The sequence below is a fragment of the Psychrobacillus lasiicapitis genome, assembly GCF_006861795.1.
GTDB classification, from domain to species: domain Bacteria; phylum Bacillota; class Bacilli; order Bacillales_A; family Planococcaceae; genus Psychrobacillus; species Psychrobacillus lasiicapitis.
Window position 1 is genome coordinate 118179 of the sequence record NZ_VDGH01000009.1, and the last position, 21809, is coordinate 139987.

The window sequence follows — 21809 nt, forward strand, 5'->3', positions numbered from 1 at the left end:
TGTAGTTCACTGTTATAGTAATTAATCTTAGAGGATTAATACAGTTTTATTCATAGCTGATGAGCACTAGTGGCATTGTAATAAGGAGGAAGTCTTTTTGAAACATTTTAATAGAGAGAAAGCGATAGCTGCCGGCTATAGTAATGATGTTTTACCCACTAAAGAAGTGGATCGAAATTGGGGCATAGGAAATTTTTTCACTGTTTGGATGGGTTCTGTTCATAACATTCCAAACTATATTGCCATTGGTGGTCTTTTTGCTTTAGGGATGTCGGTAGGTCAAGTTTTTGTAGCTATTATGGTTGCTTCTGTCATCATTGCATTGATGCTAGTCCTTAACGGTCATGCAGGATCAAAATATGGAATAGCGTTTGCTATGCTGTTGCGTTTATCATATGGACCAAAAGGAGCAATGATCCCTGGAGTATTAAGGGGAGTTATTTCAGCGATTATGTGGTTCGGATTTCAAACGTTCGCTGGAAGCCAAGCACTATCAATTTTAATCGGAAAGCTTTGGCCGACATATTTAACGTTGGGTGGAGATTGGAGCTTTTTAGGATTATCATTGCCAGGATTGCTTTCGTTTTTAATCTTTTGGTTATTAAACGTTGCTTTGATATATGGAGGAATGGGGTTCTTGGGTAGATTTACCAATATTCTTTCTCCGCTTGTTTACATTGTTTTTGGAGGAATGGCGATTTGGGCTATTAACTTAGCGGGTGGAATTGGCCCTATTATGGCTCATACTGGCTCAGGGATCGAAGGAAATAAATTTATTATCTTTTTTGCTGCCCTAACAGCAATAGTTGCAGCATGGGCAGCGCCGATTGTAAATGTTTCCGATTTCACGAAATTAGCGAAATCTACAAAAATCCAAGCTGTCGGACAAACAGTTGGAGTTGTTGTGACATATCTTTTGTTTGCGATTGCGAGTATCGCGATTATTGTTGGATCAGAAATCGCTTTTGGAACACCGATATGGAACGTACTTGATGTTGTTGCTAGATTTGATGGGACGTTTGCAATCGCTATTTCCGTTCTTACTCTATGTTTAACAACATTGTCGGTTAACGTTACTGGAAATATCGTTCCTGCTGGTTATCAGTTAGCTTCTTTATTTCCTAAACGACTTACTTTCAAATCAGGAGCAATCATTGCAGCGGTCATTGGGATTCTTACAATGCCGTGGAAACTGATGGAAAGTGCAACAAGTGTGTTTACTTTCTTAAATATTGTTGGTGGGATATTAGCTCCGGTTACCGGTATTATGTTAGCTCAATATTTCATCTTATCCAAAAGAAATATTGATTTGGATGCATTATATGATGCCAAAAAGGGAAGGTACCATTATACAAAGGGTTTTAATGTAAATGCGATTTTAACAACGGTCATTGCAGGAGTCGTTTGTTTGATTGGCAATTTCGTTCCCTTTTTAAAACCACTTTACGATATGTCGTGGTTTGTAGGGATTCTTACAGCTTTTGTTCTTTACACAGTGCTTGAATTTAGGCATTTAAAAGGAAATTTGTTAGAAACAGCTCCGGAGTTACATAAGGAGAATAGTTAATAAAAGAAGTAACTAATCGAATGGTTAGTAAAAAATGGTGATTATAATATGAAAGCTGAGAGGGGAATTCAAATGAATTTTGATTTAGTTATTAAAGGCGGAAATGTTGTACTGCGTGATGGTGTTTACAAATTGGATATCGGGATTAAAGACGAAAAGATTTCTTGTATTGCTGAACATATCACAGATGATGCGAAAGAAGTAATTGATGCAGCTGGTCAATATGTTATGCCAGGAATGATCGATACGCATGTTCATATTAGCGAACCTGGACGTACAGAATGGGAAGGTTTTGAAACAGGATCTAAATCGTTAGCTGCTGGAGGGACGACTAGTTATGTGGAAATGCCGCTTAATGCACTTCCGGCGACAATCAATAAAGAGGCGTTAGATCTTAAGTTGGAAGCAGCAGTCAATCAAAACTATGTAGACTACGCCTTTTACGGTGGACTTGTACCTGAGAACCTGGACAAACTTAAAGAGTTATCTGATGCCGGTGTTCTAGCTTTTAAATGCTTCTTATCTGATATCACAAGTGATATTCCGGAAGATTTTGTAAATGTAGATGATTACACATTATACAAAGGGATGCAAAAGTTAGCTGAATTGGATCAAATCCTCTGTATCCATGCGGAAAACGCGTCCGTTACATCTGGGCTTGCCAAAGAATATGAAAGAGAAGGCAAAAACTCTGGAGTAGAATATGCGGAATCACGTCCTATTTTTACAGAAGTGGAAGCTGTTTCACGCGCAATACTTTTTGCGAAAGAAACTGGTTGTAAATTGCATCTTGTTCATATCAGCACTTCAGAGGCAATACAGACTATCTTGAAAGCACGTGCAGAAGGTGTAGATGTAACAGTTGAATCATGCCCTCATTATTTTGCTTTCACTGCCGATCAAGTGGATGAAATTGGACCAAGAGCAAAATGTCAACCTCCAATCAGAAAAGCTGAAGACCAAGCAAGATTATGGGATGAGCTTCTAAATGGGAATATTGACTGGTTAACGTCTGACCATTCACCTTGTACAGAGGACTTAAAACAAGGTAATATTTGGGAAGCTTGGGGTGGAATTAGCGGTGCGCAAAACAATGTCGATCTTATGTTTGACTTAGCTGTTAAACAGCGCGGATTAGCCGTTAATAAATTTGTTGACTTAATTGCAACAACTCCAGCTGAACGTTTCAATATTCCTCATAAAGGTGAAATTGCAGTTTCCAAAGATGCGGATATTATTTTAGTGGATCCTAACCAGTCGTATACAGTTAAAAGAGAAAACCTTTACTACAAAAACAAACATAGTGCATATGAAGGTAGAAAAATTGATTGTCGCGTAACAAAAACAATTGTTCGCGGAAATGTGGTATTTGATTTAGAAAATGGAATCGTAGGAGAACCAGTTGGAAAATTAATCTCTGCTAAATAAATGGTTTATTCAATCCCTTTGTCATTCTCGAATACGATTATGGCAAAGGGATATATACTTGGAGGAATGAAAGATGACTACATACGATTTAATTATTAAAAATGGGAAAATTGTTACAGCAGAATCCACTGTTCAAGGGGATATTGCGATTAAAGACGGGAAAATCCAAGAGGTTGGTCAATCTCTTGAAGGCACTGCGGATCGAGTAATCGATGCAGAAGGACTTCATGTTTTGCCAGGGTTAATTGATACGCATGTTCACTTCAATGAGCCTGGAAGAACTGAATGGGAAGGACTTGAAACAGGAAGCCGAAGCTTAGCTGCTGGTGGAGTTACAACCTTTTTCGATATGCCTTTAAATAGTACACCGCCAACAATCAACAAAAAAAACTTAGACTTAAAAAAGGCTTGTGCGGATGAAAAATCGATTGTAAATCCTCGTTACTGGGGCGGACTTGTTCCTGAAAATATTGCGGATTTAAAAGAACTACATGAGAATGGTGTTATCGGATTCAAAGCATTCATGTCACCGAGTGGTATCGCTGATTTCAATCATGTGGACGATGAAACGATTTTCAAAGGGATGAAAGAAATCGCTTCTCTTGGATCTCGTTTAGCAGTTCACGCTGAAAGTACAGTTATTTGTGATCAGCTTGCGGAAGAAAAGCAAAAACAAGGTAAAACGACTGCAAGAGATTTTGTTGAATCGAGACCGATTATTTCAGAAATTGAAGCTGTAAGAAGAATCATCTCTTACGCAGAAGCAACTGGCTGTAAAGTACATGTTGTCCATGCAAGTAGTAGAAAGGTCGTTGAAGTCATTCGAGCAGCGCAAGAGCGAGGCGTCGATATCACAGTTGAAACTTGCGCGCATTATTTAGCTTTAACTGTAAAAGATCTTGAAGAAAAAGGTGGATTGGCGAAATGCTGTCCTCCACTACGCGATGAAGATGAGGTTGAAGATTTATGGGCTGCAGTTGCAAATGGAGAGATTAATGTAATTGCCTCAGACCATTCACCAGCTCCTGCTTCTATGAAAACAATAACAGATAACTATTTCGAAGGTTGGGGCGGTATCTCCGGTGCTCAATCAACATTAAATGTTATGTTAACTGAAGGATATTTCAAACGTAACCTGCCTTTAGAGAAAATTGTAGCTTTAACAGCGACAAACCCTGCTAAATTATTTGAACTTGATGGCAAAGGGACAATTGCTAAAGGATACGATGCGGATATAACGCTTGTAAATTTAGAAGAAAGCTTTGAACTTAAGAACGAAGATTTATTCTATCGTCACCAACATTCACCTTATGTAGGTATGACGTTTAAAGGAAAAGTTAAATCCACAATTGTAGCTGGTGAAGTTGTATTTGAAAATGGAGAAATCACTGCTTCCAAAAAAGTGAATGCATAAATAGTGAAAATCCCAAACCTCTTCAGGTTTGGGATTTTTTACTGTCTAGCTTGAGATGCTTAAACTTTCTTAACTAAATGCTTCTTCCTCATCTAACAGAATAGAGCCGATGACGAGGGCTACGCGTATACGTAAAGAATCTGATGGATCGCGAAGAGAACAGTTTAACAGTTCCTCAGCTTTTTCTATTCGATATTTCACTGTATTTCGATGGACAAATAATTTTCGAGATGTTTCTGAAAACTCACATTGGGCATCTAAGTAAACTTGAATCGTTTTTACTAGTTCCTGATCTTCCTTTGTTTTTGGATAGGCCAAAGATTTTAATGTATTTTCATATAGGGCTTTTAAGTCTTTACGAGGAAGAGATTTTAACAATTCCTCTAAATCCCTTGTTTTGTAATATTTTATAAACCCTTTTAAATTTTGCTCATACCCGGTTAATATCGCTTCCACAGCTTCATAATAAGCAGTCGGTATCTCTTTGAGAGAAGGCACTGAGTGGCTTACTCCAAAGGAAAGAGTGAAATCGCCATTAAAGCTTGCTTGGACATTTTCTACGAATTGTGTAATTGTATTAATTTCTTCGTCGCCATATTTAGGGAATTGTAACATCATTGCGAAGTACTTCCCTTTTGTAAATAAAGTTGCTTCTAAATTTTGATGTATAATTTCATCTTCCAACTGGTCGTAAACACTATTGTGAAGCTCTCCAACCTTTTTCTCATAAAGTTGCAACGTTTCATATACTTCTCCTTGGGCGTCAATTGTACATACTACACAGACATTCTCCATCCCTTTTTGAAGTCCATAATAGTTAGAGCGGCTATATATTTCTTCGTCAGACTGGATTTTCATTTCGATTAAGTCTGCAAAGAAGTTATTTTTTAACAATCGCGAGTTTTCTTCGATTGCTTGCTCTTTTACGATAGTAAATGAAATGACATTGCCTGCCTGTTCGATTGCCATTTGCGAAGATGGATATGGCAAGGTGAGTGAATCGAAAATGACTAGCATGCTAGGATATTGCCGTTTTGTATGAACAGGGAAAGTGGAAACATTTTGATGTTCCCTTGATGGAATGGAAAATGTTGTTCCTTCTCGTGCAACAAGTATGTCTTCTTTTATCTTTTGAAGAATCTCTTGTTTTATCTCCTTCATTGATTCCTTCACAAAATCGTGGCTTTGAGCAATCATTTCGCCTCTATGATTCAATAAGAGTGTTGGACGTGCCAAAAGGTAGCCTAATTGTTCTAATAGAGCACTTAAACTATATCCCTTGATAAGCATATTGGAGAACTCTTTTTGCACATGTAACGCATAGTACAGTTGCTCTGCCTCATGATCATTCAAATAATTCAATATGTGACGAGAAACTTCCCCTAAAGTATGTTTTGTCGGCAGATCAATAATTGGAAATGCAAGATTATCAGCCAGTAATTTTACTTCAGGAGGTAATTGATGAAAGAATCGGCTAATCTTGATAACAAGACCAGAACAATTTAAGTCGTGCATTTGTTTTATTAGCTCGCAGAACTTCTCTGTGTCATCCTTAAAAGCATATCCCGTTGAAAGGAGAAGATGATTTTCGGCTAAAAAGTTAATCACGTCAGGTGTATCAGATATATTTACAGATTGTACATTTCTTGTTAGACCGCGGTGGCCTGCAAGTACAATACCTTCTTTCATGCCTTCCAATATAAATAAGTCATTTATGGTTTTCATGCGAATACCCTCTCTACTAAAGTTTCCATAAGAAATATTACTCTAGTTCCTATACTATCCATTTTACGTTAAAAGTAAACAAAAATCAAAGCTCAAATTGGTCATAGTAAACAATGACAATTTCAAACAATAGCTGTAGACTAGAATAGATAAAGGCTAAAAACTAGGGAATACTAAATTGGTCATACATCCAGTACAGATGCATTAGTAGTTATAATTCTACGGAGCATTAAGACTGTTGTTATTCATAAAAAGAAAGGTGATTGTTATTAACGAATTATTAAAATCAAGCAACTGGATTTCGGGCTTACAGTGGCTCTTTTTTATTTTTACGAACATTGTTGTCATACCGATCACTGTCGGAGCGGCTTTTGAACTTTCCCCTGGCACAATTGTCAATATGCTTCAGCTTTCCTTTATCGTGACAGGATTGGCATGTATCGTGCAAGCGTTTTTGGGGCATAAAAGAGCCATTATGGAAGGGCAATCGGGCCTATGGTGGGGTGTAATTTTAACGCTATGTAGTACAGCTGCGGCACAAGGGATGCCATTACCTATTTTAGGGGGCAGTTTAACCGTTGGAATTATCATTACCTCAATTTTGACTTTTTTGATTGGTGTAACAGGGCTAGGACCTCGTCTGGCCAATTTATTTAAACCTGCCGTAATGGGTGTGTTTATGTTTTTGTTCGGTTGTCAATTAATTGGAATCTTTTTAAAGGGAATGCTAGGCATTCCATTTGGTAACCAGGCAGCGGGTGCTCATATCGACGTATCCATTTCTTTATTATCGATCATAGTTGCGATTATTGTAATCGTGATTAGTGTAAAGGCACCTTTAAGTGTACGACGCTATGGTCTACTTATCGGAATTATCGGTGGTTGGATTGTTTATGCGCTTATTTTTAAGCCAGAAAGTCCTGTCAGTGAAGCCACATCGTTTGGCCTTGAGCTATTTCCACTAGGAAAGCCTGCATGGGATATCGGAATTATCATGACGACTGTTATCGCCGGATTATTAAACTCTGCAAATACGATAGGCGCACTAAAGGGAACGGAAAGTATGTATAAGGTGGAAACGACTAAATCTGAATACAGAGCTTCCTTTACGATTACAGGTATTTTTACGCTTATCGCCGGATTTTTTGGGCTAGTTCCAAATTCACCTTACGTATCTTCGATCGGCTTCTTAAGTCAGACGGGAATTATAAAAAGAATTCCTTTTGTTCTTGGTGGATTAATGTTTCTTGTAATGGGTCTAATACCGCCAATCGGTCACTTTTTCTCACAGCTTCCATTAAGTATTGGTAGTGCAGCATTATTTGTTTCTTATTTGCTTCTTTTAAATTCTTCCTTGAATTTCTTCAAACAGGTTGAATTCAATACGGTAAATGTCTATCGTTCGGCTGTTCCGTTGTTTGTAGGAGTTGTAATTATGACCCTTCCTGCATCTTATTTTGTTACTATTCCAAGTGTAATCCGTCCAGTTCTTAGCAGTGGATTGCTAGTGGGAATCATCCTAGCTCTACTATTAGAGAACTTGTTTAAATGGGATAATTACGGGAATGAAGATAATGGCAAGCAAAAGGATACAACAAGTCCGGTTAATGATTAAACCGCTCCAAAGTAAATGACGAGAACAGGAATTTGGCAAGAAAAGTGAGATATCATAAATGGATAAATAAAATATAGAAATTTGTCCATTTATGCTAAAGACTATTTTTGTGGCAATGATTACAATGGAGAGTGTAGCGAAAGACAATAAGTTGATGAAAGACAATTCAGTGCATACTATCCGCAAGTATTACAAACAATAGAAGCGTTACCAAAACAATTATAGAAATTACATAGCGCAGAGAAGGATGGTGAAATAGGTGGACGATATGAAAGACATTATACAAAAGCTTGACAATTTAGCTGAAGAAACAGCTGGCAAGCTTGAATGGTTAGCCGAATTCGGAAAAGATCCAGAAGGCGGAGTTTCTCGTTTACTTTATACAAATGAGTGGGTTGAAGGTCAACATGCATTAAAAGAATGGATGGAGAACGAAGGCCTGGAAGCTCGATTTGATGATATTGGGAATTTATACGGGACTTTAACAGGAAAAAACACAAACGAAACTGTTTTGACTGGTTCACATGTGGATACTGTAAAAAATGGCGGCCGTTTTGACGGTGCATATGGAATAGTTGCGGGAATTATTGCATTGAAATATTTGAAAAAACATTTTGGTCAACCACTAAGAAATATCGAAGTTGTTTCGATGGCTGAGGAAGAAGGAAGTCGTTTTCCGTATGCCTTCTGGGGTTCTAAAAATATAGTCGGATTAGCAAAAAGAGAAGATGTAAAAGATATCACAGATTTTGATGGTATTCCTTTTGTGGAAGCGATGTCAAAAGCTGGATTTAAATTTAAAGCGGATGATACTGCAAAGCGTGAAGATCTCAAAGCATTTGTAGAAATTCATGTGGAACAAGGTAGCGTTCTGGAAACGGAACAAATTCCAGTAGCGGTTGTCTACAGCATTGTGGGACAAAGACGTTTCACTGTTGAAATTACAGGAGAAGCAAATCACGCAGGCACGACGCCGATGGGCTACCGAAAAGATACAGTTTATGCGGCTAGCCAAATGATATTTGAACTTATTTCGATGGCTAGAGAAGAAGGAGATCCACTTGTTGCAACAGTCGGCAAGATTGAAGCGGAGCCGAACATTGTAAACGTTGTTCCTGGAAAAGCGATTTTCACGATAGATGTTCGTCATACAAATAAAGAAATATTGGTGAACTTCACAGAAAAGATGACTGAAAGAATGAAAGAAATTTCAAAAGAACATGGTGTTGAAACAGTTATTGATATGTGGATGGATGCAGATCCAGTTCCAATGGATGCAACCATTGTTCAACTGATTGAAAACCAATTTAAACAAAATGGTTTAAATTATAAATTAATGCACAGTGGTGCGGGACATGATTCTCAAATCTTTGCTCCAGTTGTACCAACAGCTATGCTGTTTGTTCCAAGTTTAAAAGGGATCAGCCATAATCCGGCTGAGTTTACAGAACCAGCAGATTTAGCAGAAGGTGTAAAAGCACTTATTGGTGCACTTTATGAATTGGGTTATAAAGAATAACACTGTGAATTTAATATACAGATAAAAATATAAGCAAACAGAGGAGAATGTAATAATGGGTTATCCAAAGGATTTACTTTCAAGCAGATCAATTATTAAACCAGGTCAATATGCGCTTATCGCTCCAGAGGGATTAGTAAATAATGTTATCCCTGGATTTGAAAATTGCAGAATTTCCATCTTAGGTTCACCAAAACTTGGTGCTAGCTTTGTTGACTACGTAGTAACAATGCACGAAGGCGGAAAGAATAGCAAAGGTTACTGCGGTGAAGAAGATGTACAATGCTTTGTTTATGTTCTTAGCGGAAAAGTGAAAGCAAAAGCGGATGACCAAGAGTTCATTCTAGAAGAAAGTGGCTATTTATATTGCCCACCAGGCGTAACAATGTATTTGGAAAACATGGAATCAGGAGATTCTCGTCTATTCCTATACAAACAAAAACACAACCCACTAGAAGGACAGAAGCCTTGGGTTGTTTCAGGTCATGCGAATGAGATTGAGTATATGGATTATGATGATATGCACAACGTACATCTTAAAGATCTTTTACCATTAGATCTTGCTTTTGATATGAATTTCCACATTCTTTCATTTGACCCGGCAGCTAGCCACCCATTTGTTGAAACACATTACCAAGGACATGGTGCTTACCTATTATCTGGTGAGGGTATGTATAACCTAGATAATGAATGGATTCCAGTCAAAAAAGATGATTACATCTTTATGGCTCCATATGTGCATCAAGCAGCGTATGCAGTTGGTAGAGAGCCATTAACATACGTTTATTCTAAAGATTGCAATCGGGATGCATCATTATAATACATTAAAAAAAGAGGTGTCACGATGAGATTGAAAAGCGAAGACTTAAAAAGTCTAATCAAAACAAAGCTTCACAAGGCCGGTCTAAACGAAGAGCATGCTGATGTCGCGGCAGACGTATTAACGTTTGCCGACGCAAGAGGCATTCACTCCCACGGTGCTGTTCGCGTGGAGTATTATGCAGAACGAATTGCAAAGGGCGGGATCAATACGAACCCAGACTTTAAATTCGAGAAAACAGGCCCTGCATCTGGCGTATTTCATGGTGATGGCGGTAATGGCCATATAGCTGCGAAATTAGCCATGGATGAGGCAATCAAAATGGCTAAAGAAAGTGGCGTTGCCATTATTGGTGTGAGAGATATCTCTCATAGCGGTGCAATTTCCTATTTCACTGAACAAGCTGCAAGTGAAGGTCTAATTGGTATTTCTATGTGTCAATCTGATCCTATGGTTGTTCCTTTTGGCGGAGCTGAGCCTTATTACGGGACTAATCCAATCGCTTTTGCTGCACCGAGCAGTGATGGCAGAATGATTACATTAGATATGGCAACTACTGTCCAAGCTTGGGGGAAAATTCTTCATGCTCGTTCCAAAAAAGAATCTATTCCTGATACATGGGCAGTTGACAGCAATGGGGAACCAACAACAGATCCTTTAAATGTAAATGCATTATTACCGATTGCAGGTCCAAAGGGATATGGTCTTGCGATGATGGTCGATGTATTATCTGGGATTCTTCTTGGACTTCCATTCGGTAACAAAGTTTCTTCTATGTACGAAGATTTATCTGAATATCGAAAATTAGGTCAGCTTCATATTGTTATCAACCCAGCATTCTTTACTGGGATAGCTAATTTTAAAAATAGCATTACCGAAACAATGAGTGATTTAAACCAAATCAAACCTGCACCTGGCTTCTCAAAAGTCCTTTATCCTGGTCAAAATAATGATATTGTCATTGAGGATTATAAGGAAAATGGTATTGAAATTGTGGAAGACATTTATGAGTATTTAAAATCAGATGTTATCCATAATAATCAATATGATCATAAAAACCCATTTGCAGAATAATTTATGATTCGAATATAGATAATCGGTTGAAAAATAGGAGGGACGAGTGGAATGAGATTAAGTAGCGAGCAATTGAATGAGTTGATTACTACAAAGCTGCATAAGGCAGGATTAACTGAGGATCATGCGCGTGGTGTTGCTGACGTTCTAGTCCATGCAGATGCTAGAGGAGTCCATTCTCATGGAGCAATGAGAGTGGAGTATTATGCTGAAAGAATTGCTAAAGGCGGAATTAATGCAAATCCCGATTTCAAATTTGAAAAAACTGGTCCTGCAACAGCTGTCTTTGATGGTGATAATGGAGCAGGGCATGTTGCAGCTAAGTTAGCAATGGACGAAGCGATTCAAATAGCAAAAGAAAACGGTGTAGCTGTTGTTGGTGTAAGAAGAATCAGTCATAGTGGGGCGCTTTCTTACTTTGTTCAACAAGCTGCGAACGAGAACTTGATTGGTATTTCTGTTTGTCAATCGGATCCGATGGTCGTTCCTTTTGGTGGATCGGAGCCTTATTATGGAACAAATCCTATTGCTTTTGCAGCACCAGGCAAAAACGGGCAGAACATTACATTTGATATGGCGACTACCGTTCAAGCATGGGGGAAAATTCTTCACGCTCGTTCCAAAAACGACTCCATTCCTGACACATGGGCGGTTGATGTTGATGGAAACCCTACAACCGATCCATTTAAGGTAAATGCTTTAGTACCAATTGCTGGGCCAAAGGGTTACGGTCTCATGATGATGGTAGACGTTTTATCTGGAATACTTCTTGGACTTCCATTTGGAAACAAAGTATCATCCATGTACCATGATCTTACCGAGCATCGAAATCTTGGCCAACTTCACATTGTGATAAATCCGGAATATTTCACAGCGTTGAATCTATTCCAGGAAAGCATCGCGACAACCATGCAAGACCTGAATAACATTAAACCGGCTCCTGGTTTTGATCATGTTTCTTACCCTGGACAAAGAAGTGCTGAAAGGGAAAAGAAATACGAAGAAAACGGAATCGAAATTGTTGATCATATTTATGAGTATTTAGTTTCAGAAGTAGTTCACAACAATGCTTATGATAACAAAAGCCCTTTTGCTAAGTAAAAGATAAAGGGTGGTCAACTGTGACCACCCCATTTTCTGTGCTTATTTTACTCGGGCATATTCGGTTTACAGATTTTAAGTAAAAATAATAATAAAGAGGTGCATTCAAACATGCTTTATACAATTGTTAAACAGAATTCTTATCAGGATTCAGTTAATTTAATGCTTCTTACAAATAAAATATCTACAATGGAAGGCATTAACAAAGTTCAAATTATGATGGGAACTCCAGCCAATAAAGATATTTTAAAGGCAGCTGGACTATACACAGATGAACTTGAAGGTGCTGCATCTAATGATATGTGTATCGTTGTTGATACTGACTCAGAAGAGAAAATCCAAGAAGTTCTTGATGAAACAGACAACTATTTAAATAACCAAGCAATCGCAAGCGGTAAGGAAGCTTTCGAAACTGTTCGTTCTTGGGATAAAGCAACAAATGCATTACCAGGTGCAAATCTAGCGATTATTTCTACGCCAGGTCAATATGCAGCTGAAGAAGCTGAAAAAGCACTTGATAGAGATATGCACGTTCTTATTTTCAGTGATAACGTAACAGTGGAAGATGAACGTCGTATTAAAGAAAAAGCACATGAAAAAGGTCTTCTTGTAATGGGACCTGACTGTGGTACAGCAGTAGTTTCTGGCGTGCCTCTTGCATTCGCAAACGTTATGAAAACTGGTAAAATTGGTGTAATTGGAGCTTCTGGTACAGGTATTCAAGAAGTTACAACTGAAATTGATCGTTTAGGTGCTGGAGTTAGTCATGCAATCGGTACTGGTGGTCGTGACCTAAATGATAAAATCGGTGCGATTACAATGTTAGATGGTATTAAAGCATTAGCACAACATAGCCAAACAGAAGTCATTACATTAATTTCAAAACCACCTGCAAAAGAAGTACGTGACGAGGTTGTTCAATTACTTCAAAGCATTTCTAAACCAGTGGTTGCGATTTTCCTTGGTGAAGAACCACATAACCACGAAGGTAATGTGTATTATGCTAACACACTTGAAGAAACAGCTGCGATTGCTGTGGATCTTGCAAAAGGTAACCCAATTAAGTCAAATTACAACAGCTTACAAGATGAAGTACCTGCTGTAAACTTAAAACCAGAGCAAAAAACAATCAAAGGTCTATACTCAGGTGGTACATTAGGTTACGAAGCAGCTACTTTAATTAGTAGTGGTCTTAATTATGATAATAGTGGTGCTCACGAGGAAGGATACCTTCTAAATGCAAATGGATTTGAAGTAATCGACCTTGGTGATGACATTTATACACAAGGTAAACCACACCCAATGATCGACCCAGATACAAGAATTCAATACTTCCAAAAAGCAGCACAAGATGAGTCAACTGCAATTATCCTATTTGACCTAGTTCTTGGATATGGTTCTCATGAAGATATGGCGGGCGCACTTATCCCTGGTATCGAAAAAATTCAAAAAGATGCACAAGCAAAAGGTAAAGAAATTTACTTCGTAGCATCTGTATGTGGTACTGACCAGGATCCACAAGGCATTGACGAGCAAAAAGCGAAATTAGAAAAAGCTGGAGTTATTTTACGTGATAGCAATAACCAAGCGGTTCTTACTGCATTAGCTATGCTTGATATTCAAATCGAAGAAGTACAAAAAGAAGTAGTTCCTGCAAAAGAAACTGCACCTGTTGAAATTACTGTTTCAGAAGCTATCCAAAAACTATTAACTGAAAAACCAAACGTTGTTAACGTTGGATTAAAGAAATTTACAGAAGCGATTACTGCTAATGGTGGAAGAGTTGTTCAGTATGACTGGCGTCCAGTTGCTGGCGGTAACGCAAGACTACGTAAAGTTTTAAGCGTACTTCGTTAATCAATAGAATTTATACAAAATTTAGGTCATCCAATTATAAGACCAATGAATTTTCGGGAGGAAAGCATAATGTACGGACAATTTAAAACAATTGATGAAGCAAACAGAGCCGTTATTGATAAAATTGTATCAGGCGCACCATTTTTAGTGGATGTTGTTCCAGCTAAATCTGTTATTAAAGAATTAAATGGAAAAGTATTACTTCATGCAGGACCACCTATTAAATGGGAAAACATGACAAGCCCAATGCAAGGATCTTGTGTAGGAGCTACATTATTTGAAGGTTGGGCAGCTAACGCTGATGAAGCATTTAAAATGCTTGAAAATGGAGAAATTGAATTCATTCCATGTCACCATGTGAACGCAGTTGGCCCAATGGGTGGAATTACATCTGGAAGCATGCCAGTTCTTGTTGTAGAAAATCGCGATGGCGGAAATCAAGCATATTGCACAATGAACGAAGGTATTGGTGCAGTTCTACGTTTTGGTGCTTATTCAGAAGAAGTAATCAACCGTTTAGGTTGGTTCAGAGATGTACTTGGACCAACATTATCTAAAGCTATTAAAGTTAAAGGTGACGGATTAAACGTTAACGTTATGATCGCGAAAGCAATTACAATGGGAGATGAGTTCCACCAACGTAATATTGCAGGGTCACTTATCTTCTTAAAAGATCTTGTACCGTATATCTTACAAACAGATGCAACTGATCAAGAAAAACAAGATGTTATTCAATTCTTGGCTGATACTGACCAATTCTTCTTGAATGTTGCGATGGCAACTACTAAAGCAGTAATGGACACAGCACGTGAAATCCAACATGGTACTGTTGTAACAGCAATGTGCCGTAACGGTCATGAATTCGGAATCCGTATTGCTGGTATGGGTGACCAATGGTTTACAGCACCAGTTAATACACCTCAAGGTCTATTCTTTACTGGCTACGATCAAGACATGGCTTGTCCTGATATGGGAGACAGTGCAATCACTGAAACATACGGCGTCGGTGGTATGGCAATGATCGCTGCTCCTGGTGTTACACGCTTCGTCGGTGCTGGTGGTATGGACGACGCAGTTAGCACAAGTAATGACATGATGGAAATTTGTATTGATCATAACCCTAACTTCTCTATTCCAACATGGGACTTCAAAGGTTCTTGTCTTGGAATCGATGCAAGAAAAGTTGTTGAAACAGGTATTGAGCCAGTAATCAACACAGGAATTGCACATAAAGAAGCTGGAGTAGGCCAAATTGGTGCAGGTACAGTTCGTGCTCCATTAGCTTGCTTTGAAAAAGCAATTGATGCATATGCTGTAAAACTTGGTCTAATTGACCCGCAATAAATGAATAATTGCACTCTTTTTGGAGAGGACTATAGTTATCTAGTTCCTCTCCTTCTTTATAAAAGTGAAAATGGATACGTTCATAGTCGTTTTGCCAATGGCTTTAATATTAAAATGGAAGATTCTCTTGTATTTATAGGAAATAATAAAAACGGACTTCTGCCATTTGGAATTCATCTTCGAGAAGAAGATACGTTAAGAGCTGTTTCCTCTGTGAATAATGGAGATCCAGTTACTTGGAATAAAAATACGAACTCCATTGAATTACCAAGGGTAACAATTAGTATTGAAAAAGGCAATAGCTTTAAAAATGAATTAACTACTTTAAATAGTACGGCTATTTTTAAAGCAAGTTTTGAACAATTTTGTTTGCAATTAATGAAAATAGAAGACCGCACTGGACTGGATGTTTCGTTCAACGAATTTTTAAACAAGCTTCATGCAGCTGACGAACAAAGTTGGCTTGGTGCTGAAGCCTATTTGATAATGTTGATGGAAGCTGCTATGTCAAGTGACGAAGATTTAATGGAGAAAGTCCTTAGATATTTTCTTGGAAGAGGACAAGGCTTGACTCCATCAGGCGATGATATGATTGTTGGGATGCTTGCCTTTGATGCCGTTTCCCCAACTCTTTCCACGAGCTTTTATGAAAAAGTTTCAGAGCTAATTGAGGGAGAATCGATTACTACTGATGTGGCAAGAGAATATTTACGTTATGCACTTAAACAGGAATTTAGCTCAACTGTTTCAAATCTGGTCAATGCTTTTGCTGACGGTAATGACCCTAATTTTGAGAAAGTCTTATATGACTTGATTGGAGTTGGACATAGTTCCGGTTTGGATACGGTATTAGGTATTCTTATTGGAATGTTAGCTTTTAGAAAAACAAAAATAGATACAAATTAAAAGGTTGGAGAGTGTTTATATGAGTAAAGTCGTTTTAGCGATTGGCGGTAACGCTATCATTAAAGAAGGCCAAAAAGGAACAATTGAAGAACAACGAGAAAACTTAGTTGAGAGTTCTGCACCTGTTCTTGATTTAATGGAACAAGGACATACAGTTGTGATCACTCACGGAAATGGTCCACAAGTTGGGAATACGTTAATCAGAGGGGAAATGGCTAAATCAGTAATCCCCGAGTATCCTTTAGATGTATATGGCGCAGAAACGCAAGGTAACTTAGGATATTTGATCCAACAAACATTTAAAAATAAAATGGCGGAACGCAATATCAATAAAACAATTGCAACAGTTGTAACTCAATCAGTTGTTTCAAAAGATGATTCTGCATTTGAAAACCCTACAAAACCAATTGGCCCATTCTATTCTAAAGAAGATATGGAGAAAATTGTAGCTGAGCGTAACTTAACATTTGTTGAAGATGCTGGACGTGGATATAGACGTGTTGTTGCATCTCCAAAGCCAGTTAGAATTGTTGAAAAAGAAGCAATTGAAACTTTGCTTAACAATGGTATTTCTGTTATTTCCACTGGTGGCGGTGGAATTCCTGTAATTGAAAATAACGGAAAAATCGAAGGTATTGAAGCTGTAATCGATAAAGACTTCGCAAGTGCATTACTTGCAGCTGATATTAACGCTGATTATTTATTCATCTTAACTGGTGTTGAACAAGTTGCTATCAACTTCGGTAAACCAAACCAAGAAAATTTATTAGAAATGACAATTGATGACGCACTTCGTTATTTAGATGAAGGTCAATTCCCTAAAGGAAGCATGGGACCAAAAATTGAAGCTGCGATTCTGTTCCTACAAAAAGGCGGAAAGAACGTTATCATTACGTCAATTGATAAACTTCAAGATGCAATTGAAGGAAAAACTGGTACACGTATTGTAATGTAATATATAAAGTTGTTCTGTCTACCCCTACTTTCTATAAGAATGAAGGGGTAGACAGTGCTTTTTTATTTATTTAATTTTTTTCTTCATCACCCCCGCAAAACTTTAAATCTACATAATGGTTATGAACTGTCAGAAAAGACTAGCTAACTATGTTCACTTTTTTTATACTTAGATTATTAACGACTAAAATATTCCGAAGATTTATAATAAGTAGAAACTACGATGATAAGACAGGAGATATCTATATGGATACTAAGCAAAGATATCAAATACTTTTTAATAAAATCAATCAATATAATTCAGGGAATAAAGGAATTACCAGAGTTGCATATACAAATGAAGAGCAGGCATGTACACAAGCATTTATGCGAGCGTGTAAAGACGAAGGACTAGAAATCCGGATCGATCCATGTGGAAATGCAATTGGGAGAAGAGAAGGTAGAATAAAGGGGCTTCCACCTGTGTTAATGGGTTCTCATTTGGATACGGTTTATCAAGGCGGTAAGTATGACGGGGTTGTAGGTGTTACTGCTGCATTGGAAGTTATTAAACGACTGAACGAAAAGGGAATTGAAACAGATCATCCAATTGAGATTATTTCATTTGCTTGTGAGGAGTCTTCTAGGTTCGGTGTTTCCACACTAGGAAGTAAAGCGATGGCCGGTACATTCGATAAGGATAAAGTTAGATATTTAAAAGACCGCAATGGGGTTACATTGGAAGAGGCACTTGCTTTATGTGCACTTGAAATTGATAGTATTGAACATGCGAGTAGGAAAGATGAGAAGATAAAGGCCTTTTTTGAATTACATGTAGAGCAAGGCCCAGTATTAGAGAATGAAAATATAAAGATTGGGATCGTTACCGGAATAGCAGCTCCGGTTAGATTTTCGATAAGAATAATAGGAACTCCTTCTCATTCTGGTACAACACCAATGAATATGCGAAACGATGCGCTTCTTGGAGCATCCCAAATAGCATTGGAACTTGAAAAAATAGCATTAAATGAACAAAGCTATGGAACGGTTGCTACGGTTGGTGTTTTAGATATCCCAGCCAGTGCGATGAACGTAGTGCCGGGTGAAGTAGAGATCAAAGTTGATATCCGAGGAACTTCATTAGAATCACGACAGCGCGTGTTGGATCATCTAAATCAAACGATCGAATTAGTAAAAAGAAACAGGCAGTTAGAAATCATTAGTCAGGAAATCATTTCGGAGGAACCAGTACTACTCTCTACTGAAATTACAGAAACAATGGAAACAATTTGTAAGGAACAGGCTATTTCTTATAAAATGATGCCAAGTGGAGCAGGACATGATGCTATGAACATGGTAAAGCTATGCCCTACCGGACTTATCTTTGTTCCATCTGTAAATGGTCTTAGCCACCATCCAGATGAGTATACCGACCATGATGATATATTAATAGGTATTGATGTGTTAGAGAAAACTGTCATACATTATGCTAAAATGGAATCGAACATTTAGGGAAATAAGTGAGCGAGTAAGTAAGTAAATAATTTTCACCTCATAAATATAGATATAACCACTTCTCAAAATCAGAGGGGTGGTTATTTTTTTGCTTTTGAAAATTATAGGATAATGTATGTGGATTAAATTTTAGCGGTCAACTAATAGAGTTTTTTAAGACGTATTATCCCTAGTTAGTATATGTCTTTAATTATCCAACTCCTAAAGTATTTGCAAGTAATGTATGAGATGTAATTTCTAGAAAATTCAATAAAAGTGATAATAGACCTATTATAATTTTCTGTCATTTATAAATAAAAAATACTAGTGTCGACAAGAAATGATAAGTTCTTTATACTATTAGAGTGATATGAAATCATGATATTAGTACTATTATACCTAAAATTGAAAAAGGCAAACTTATTGAAAGGTAAGGACGCAAAGCTACGAGTCTAAAATCCTCTTGGATAATGATAGTCGGGTTGCCAAGAATATAATGAATGATTCTTTGGCTATCCCTATCTAGGATTGGGATAGCTTATATTTTAGGATTCCCCCATAAGCAAATAAAAGTAACCTAAGAAATGTAGCAGTCTATAGGAAAAAGGAGATTAGAGATGATAGTAGTAGATAAAAGGAAATATAAAATGGCTATTAATGAGGTCGCGAAGGAAGTTCAAGTACAGGTGCATGGATTAATGAGAGCGGAAGATGCAGAAGGTTATTTGGTAGATTTACAGGATACGATTAATAAAGTCTCAAGACAAGATTATACGTTTGTTATCGACGGGACTCACCAAACTCCTGTCCCATCAAAAGTTGTACCGCAGTTGGAGCAAACGATGCAATTTTATTCTAGCTTAGGTTTTAAGGATATCCTTGTAGTAAAGCCTGCCTCTAAAATTGCTCAAGTGCAAATTAGAAATGTACTTGAAAGAATTGAGTTCACAGGTACATTTATCGATAAAGTACGTCATTCCATGTAATGTTAGGTTCAATAGAAAGAGATTTTAATTTTATAATCTGGAAGGAAGATCAATAAGTGCAAATAACACAAGAGTTGTATACATATGAGATTATAACGAAGGAACAAACAGATGTAATTCCGAAAGCAGCTGCGTGTTTAGCTCGTTCATTTATTGGAGTAAATGTTTCAGGGAAATGGGTTCAAGAACCAATGGTAGGTCAATTAAATTTAGATTATGATGACTTCTATCAGTTTACCTTAGGTTATTTAGAATCTACTGTAGAGCAAGGTTATTGTGCAGTAGCTCAAGATATTCATCAAAATGTTGTTGGTGTGCTTGCTGGGGATACAAATGCACCAGAGATTATTGGGGAAGATGTATTTGAAGGTTCTTTTTATGATATGAATGTAATTCTGCGTGTACTGGAAGATGTAGATAAACGTTTCATGGAAGATTACAAAAAGCGAAACGGTGAAGATATTAAAGACGGAGAGTTATTACACCTATTCATGTTAGGAGTGACAGCTGAACATGGCCGCCACGAGATTATTCAGCAATTAGGAAGTAGATTAATGACAAAGGCATCGTCACAAGGAGTGAAGGCTGTTTTAGGGGAAGCAACAAACCCGAAGTCGATACGTGTAATGGAAAAATATCATAATATGAAAAAATATAAAGATTTAGATGGAAATTATATTGTTCATAAATATCAGGATAATAATAAGTTAAATGGTATTCCTGCAAATATAGCAGATGGAACGTATATCCTTTTGAAGGAGCTTTAAACTGTTCATAACATTACTAATTCAATACTAAAAATAGGAGTTAGGAGATTTATTTATCATGGAAGCTATTATGCTAGGTATAATTGTTATCTTAATAGGGGTCTCGGTGTATTTTGCTTACCGTTATTATTCGCTAAAACATCATCCTCATATTAATAAAGAAATAATAAATGGAATGAAAGAATTATCAGCAGGTAATATCACAAGCCCAGTGGATGAAAAAAGTGCTGATTATGCTATTTTTAATCAGCTAATTGGGTTTTTCAACCTTGTAAGGGAAAAGTTTTTTTCATTTTCAAAAAACGTCCAAGAAAAGGGAGAAAATCTAGCGGAGATCGGTGAATATGCTTCTGAGAAAGCGGATATTGTTAGAGCTGCAATTGATGAAGTAGGTAGAGGATTACAAAAACAATTAATAGCTACCGAAGAAAGTGCCGAATCAATGGAAGAAATGGCTCAGGCTATTGAAGATTTATCTGTAAGATCCAATCAAATCTCAGAGCAATCGATTACTACTTTAGAATTGACCGAAGAAGGAAACGGGAAGTTAAAGAATTCCTTAGAAAAAATGGAGCAGTTTAACCAAACGATCAATACCACATTTGATGCCATAAACAAACTTGGAGAAAAGTCTCACGAAATCGGTACTATTGTAAAAGTAATTACAGGGATATCTGAACAAATTAATTTATTGGCATTGAATGCGGCAATAGAAGCTGCCCGTGCGGGGGAACATGGGAAAGGATTTGCGGTTGTTGCCGATGAGGTAAGGAAATTGGCCGAACAATCACGCCAGTCTTCTTCTGAAGTATCAAATATAGTAAAGAATATACAAGAAGAAACGGATATAGTTGTTAAGTCAATGCGACAGGGAACAGAAGAATTTAAAGATACAAATACGACTATTGTAGAAGTTGGAACTATGTTTGATACAATTCTATCTACTACAAAAATTATTGCTGAAAACAATGAAAACTCCTCTGCAAGTACAGAAGAACTATCTTCTGCCTCTCACCAGATAATGACAACAATTGTTGAAATAGCTTCTATCTCTCGAGAATCTGTTGAAATGTTTGAGGAACTAATAGAGATTAGTGATGATGAACTGCAAACAATGCAAAAGCTTGTTCAAGAAGCAGAGAATCTTGTGGAGTTAAAAAATGATGTTAACAAATTGGTATATGCATGGAATGATGGTGTATATACAGAAGAAGCTAAAGAAGGTCAAAGTGCTGCACACTAAGGCTTAGGATAACAGT

17 protein-coding genes and 1 riboswitch are annotated in these 21809 nt (G+C 37.4%); of the genes, 16 read left to right on the forward strand and 1 reads right to left on the reverse strand.

Annotated elements, in window-relative coordinates:
• Positions 1–97: 97 nt before the first annotated feature.
• The 3 genes from allW to FG382_RS15605 all read left to right on the forward strand — a co-directional run bounded on the left by allW (position 98) and on the right by FG382_RS15605 (position 4409).
• On the forward strand, positions 98–1567 hold the full coding sequence (gene allW / locus FG382_RS15595) for an allantoin permease (RefSeq protein WP_142539815.1): 1470 nt from the start codon (positions 98–100) through the stop codon (positions 1565–1567).
• A 72-nt stretch (positions 1568–1639) separates the two neighbouring features.
• On the forward strand, positions 1640–2995 hold the full coding sequence (gene allB / locus FG382_RS15600; protein WP_142539816.1) for an allantoinase AllB: 1356 nt from the start codon (positions 1640–1642) through the stop codon (positions 2993–2995).
• 73 nt (positions 2996–3068) lie between these two features.
• Positions 3069–4409 (forward strand): allantoinase, encoded by a 1341-nt coding sequence (locus FG382_RS15605; protein ID WP_142539817.1) that lies wholly within the window; start codon positions 3069–3071, stop codon positions 4407–4409.
• 69 nt (positions 4410–4478) lie between these two features.
• On the opposite strand, the gene FG382_RS15610 is transcribed toward FG382_RS15605, so the two are convergent.
• On the reverse strand, positions 4479–6134 hold the full coding sequence (locus FG382_RS15610; protein ID WP_142539818.1) for a PucR family transcriptional regulator: 1656 nt from the start codon (positions 6132–6134) through the stop codon (positions 4479–4481).
• 259 nt (positions 6135–6393) lie between these two features.
• Between FG382_RS15610 and FG382_RS15615 the strand changes: the two genes are divergently transcribed.
• From FG382_RS15615 to FG382_RS15675, 13 genes are all read left to right on the forward strand, one after another.
• Positions 6394–7749, forward strand: coding sequence for a uracil/xanthine transporter (locus tag FG382_RS15615; protein ID WP_244950538.1), 1356 nt, complete (start codon positions 6394–6396; stop codon positions 7747–7749).
• A 268-nt stretch (positions 7750–8017) separates the two neighbouring features.
• A complete protein-coding gene (gene allC / locus FG382_RS15620; RefSeq protein WP_142539819.1) occupies positions 8018–9268 on the forward strand; it encodes an allantoate deiminase in 1251 nt (416 codons plus the stop codon).
• 55 nt (positions 9269–9323) lie between these two features.
• Positions 9324–10088: a (S)-ureidoglycine aminohydrolase gene (gene allE, locus FG382_RS15625; RefSeq protein ID WP_142539820.1), complete on the forward strand. Its 765-nt coding sequence runs from the start codon at positions 9324–9326 to the stop codon at positions 10086–10088.
• A 24-nt stretch (positions 10089–10112) separates the two neighbouring features.
• Positions 10113–11162, forward strand: a complete 1050-nt coding sequence (allD, locus tag FG382_RS15630) for an ureidoglycolate dehydrogenase (protein WP_142539821.1) — start codon at positions 10113–10115, stop codon at positions 11160–11162.
• A 51-nt stretch (positions 11163–11213) separates the two neighbouring features.
• Positions 11214–12263 (forward strand): ureidoglycolate dehydrogenase, encoded by a 1050-nt coding sequence (gene allD / locus FG382_RS15635; protein WP_142539822.1) that lies wholly within the window; start codon positions 11214–11216, stop codon positions 12261–12263.
• 111 nt (positions 12264–12374) lie between these two features.
• Positions 12375–14120 (forward strand): acyl-CoA synthetase FdrA, encoded by a 1746-nt coding sequence (gene fdrA, locus FG382_RS15640; RefSeq protein WP_142539823.1) that lies wholly within the window; start codon positions 12375–12377, stop codon positions 14118–14120.
• Positions 14121–14189: 69 nt separating this feature from the next.
• Positions 14190–15464: a YlbE family protein gene (locus FG382_RS15645; RefSeq protein WP_142539824.1), complete on the forward strand. Its 1275-nt coding sequence runs from the start codon at positions 14190–14192 to the stop codon at positions 15462–15464.
• A 114-nt stretch (positions 15465–15578) separates the two neighbouring features.
• Positions 15579–16370 carry an oxamate carbamoyltransferase subunit AllH family protein gene (locus FG382_RS15650; RefSeq protein ID WP_170206548.1) on the forward strand — a complete coding sequence of 264 codons (792 nt, stop codon included), beginning with the start codon at positions 15579–15581 and terminating at the stop codon, positions 16368–16370.
• 19 nt (positions 16371–16389) lie between these two features.
• Complete coding sequence (arcC, locus tag FG382_RS15655) at positions 16390–17325, forward strand: carbamate kinase (RefSeq protein WP_142539826.1); 936 nt, start codon at positions 16390–16392, stop codon at positions 17323–17325.
• Positions 17326–17570: 245 nt separating this feature from the next.
• Entirely contained in the window at positions 17571–18815 is a 1245-nt protein-coding gene (locus FG382_RS15660) for a Zn-dependent hydrolase (RefSeq protein WP_142539827.1), read from the forward strand.
• Positions 18816–19200: 385 nt separating this feature from the next.
• A riboswitch (cyclic di-GMP riboswitch) is annotated at positions 19201–19287 on the forward strand.
• 127 nt (positions 19288–19414) lie between these two features.
• The gene (locus FG382_RS15665; RefSeq protein ID WP_142539828.1) at positions 19415–19783 is read left to right on the forward strand and encodes a hypothetical protein; all 369 of its coding nucleotides are present in this window, start codon (positions 19415–19417) and stop codon (positions 19781–19783) included.
• A gap of 56 nt (positions 19784–19839) precedes the next feature.
• Complete coding sequence (locus tag FG382_RS15670) at positions 19840–20550, forward strand: hypothetical protein (RefSeq protein WP_142539829.1); 711 nt, start codon at positions 19840–19842, stop codon at positions 20548–20550.
• A 58-nt stretch (positions 20551–20608) separates the two neighbouring features.
• Positions 20609–21793: a methyl-accepting chemotaxis protein gene (locus tag FG382_RS15675; RefSeq protein ID WP_142539830.1), complete on the forward strand. Its 1185-nt coding sequence runs from the start codon at positions 20609–20611 to the stop codon at positions 21791–21793.
• Positions 21794–21809: the final 16 nt, after the last annotated feature.

Excerpts from the sequence above, each read along its gene's own strand:
- allB (WP_142539816.1), top strand. The coding sequence starts at position 1,640 with ATGAATTTTGATTTAGTTATTAAAGGCGGAAATGTTGTACTGCGTGAT.
- FG382_RS15605 (WP_142539817.1), top strand. The coding sequence starts at position 3,069 with ATGACTACATACGATTTAATTATTAAAAATGGGAAAATTGTTACAGCA.
- FG382_RS15610 (WP_142539818.1), bottom strand. The coding sequence starts at position 6,134 with ATGAAAACCATAAATGACTTATTTATATTGGAAGGCATGAAAGAAGGT.
- allC (WP_142539819.1), top strand. The coding sequence starts at position 8,018 with ATGAAAGACATTATACAAAAGCTTGACAATTTAGCTGAAGAAACAGCT.
- allE (WP_142539820.1), top strand. The coding sequence starts at position 9,324 with ATGGGTTATCCAAAGGATTTACTTTCAAGCAGATCAATTATTAAACCA.
- allD (WP_142539821.1), top strand. The coding sequence starts at position 10,113 with ATGAGATTGAAAAGCGAAGACTTAAAAAGTCTAATCAAAACAAAGCTT.
- allD (WP_142539822.1), top strand. The coding sequence starts at position 11,214 with ATGAGATTAAGTAGCGAGCAATTGAATGAGTTGATTACTACAAAGCTG.
- fdrA (WP_142539823.1), top strand. The coding sequence starts at position 12,375 with ATGCTTTATACAATTGTTAAACAGAATTCTTATCAGGATTCAGTTAAT.
- FG382_RS15645 (WP_142539824.1), top strand. The coding sequence starts at position 14,190 with ATGTACGGACAATTTAAAACAATTGATGAAGCAAACAGAGCCGTTATT.
- FG382_RS15650 (WP_170206548.1), top strand. The coding sequence starts at position 15,579 with ATGGAAGATTCTCTTGTATTTATAGGAAATAATAAAAACGGACTTCTG.
- arcC (WP_142539826.1), top strand. The coding sequence starts at position 16,390 with ATGAGTAAAGTCGTTTTAGCGATTGGCGGTAACGCTATCATTAAAGAA.
- FG382_RS15660 (WP_142539827.1), top strand. The coding sequence starts at position 17,571 with ATGGATACTAAGCAAAGATATCAAATACTTTTTAATAAAATCAATCAA.
- FG382_RS15665 (WP_142539828.1), top strand. The coding sequence starts at position 19,415 with ATGATAGTAGTAGATAAAAGGAAATATAAAATGGCTATTAATGAGGTC.
- FG382_RS15675 (WP_142539830.1), top strand. The coding sequence starts at position 20,609 with ATGGAAGCTATTATGCTAGGTATAATTGTTATCTTAATAGGGGTCTCG.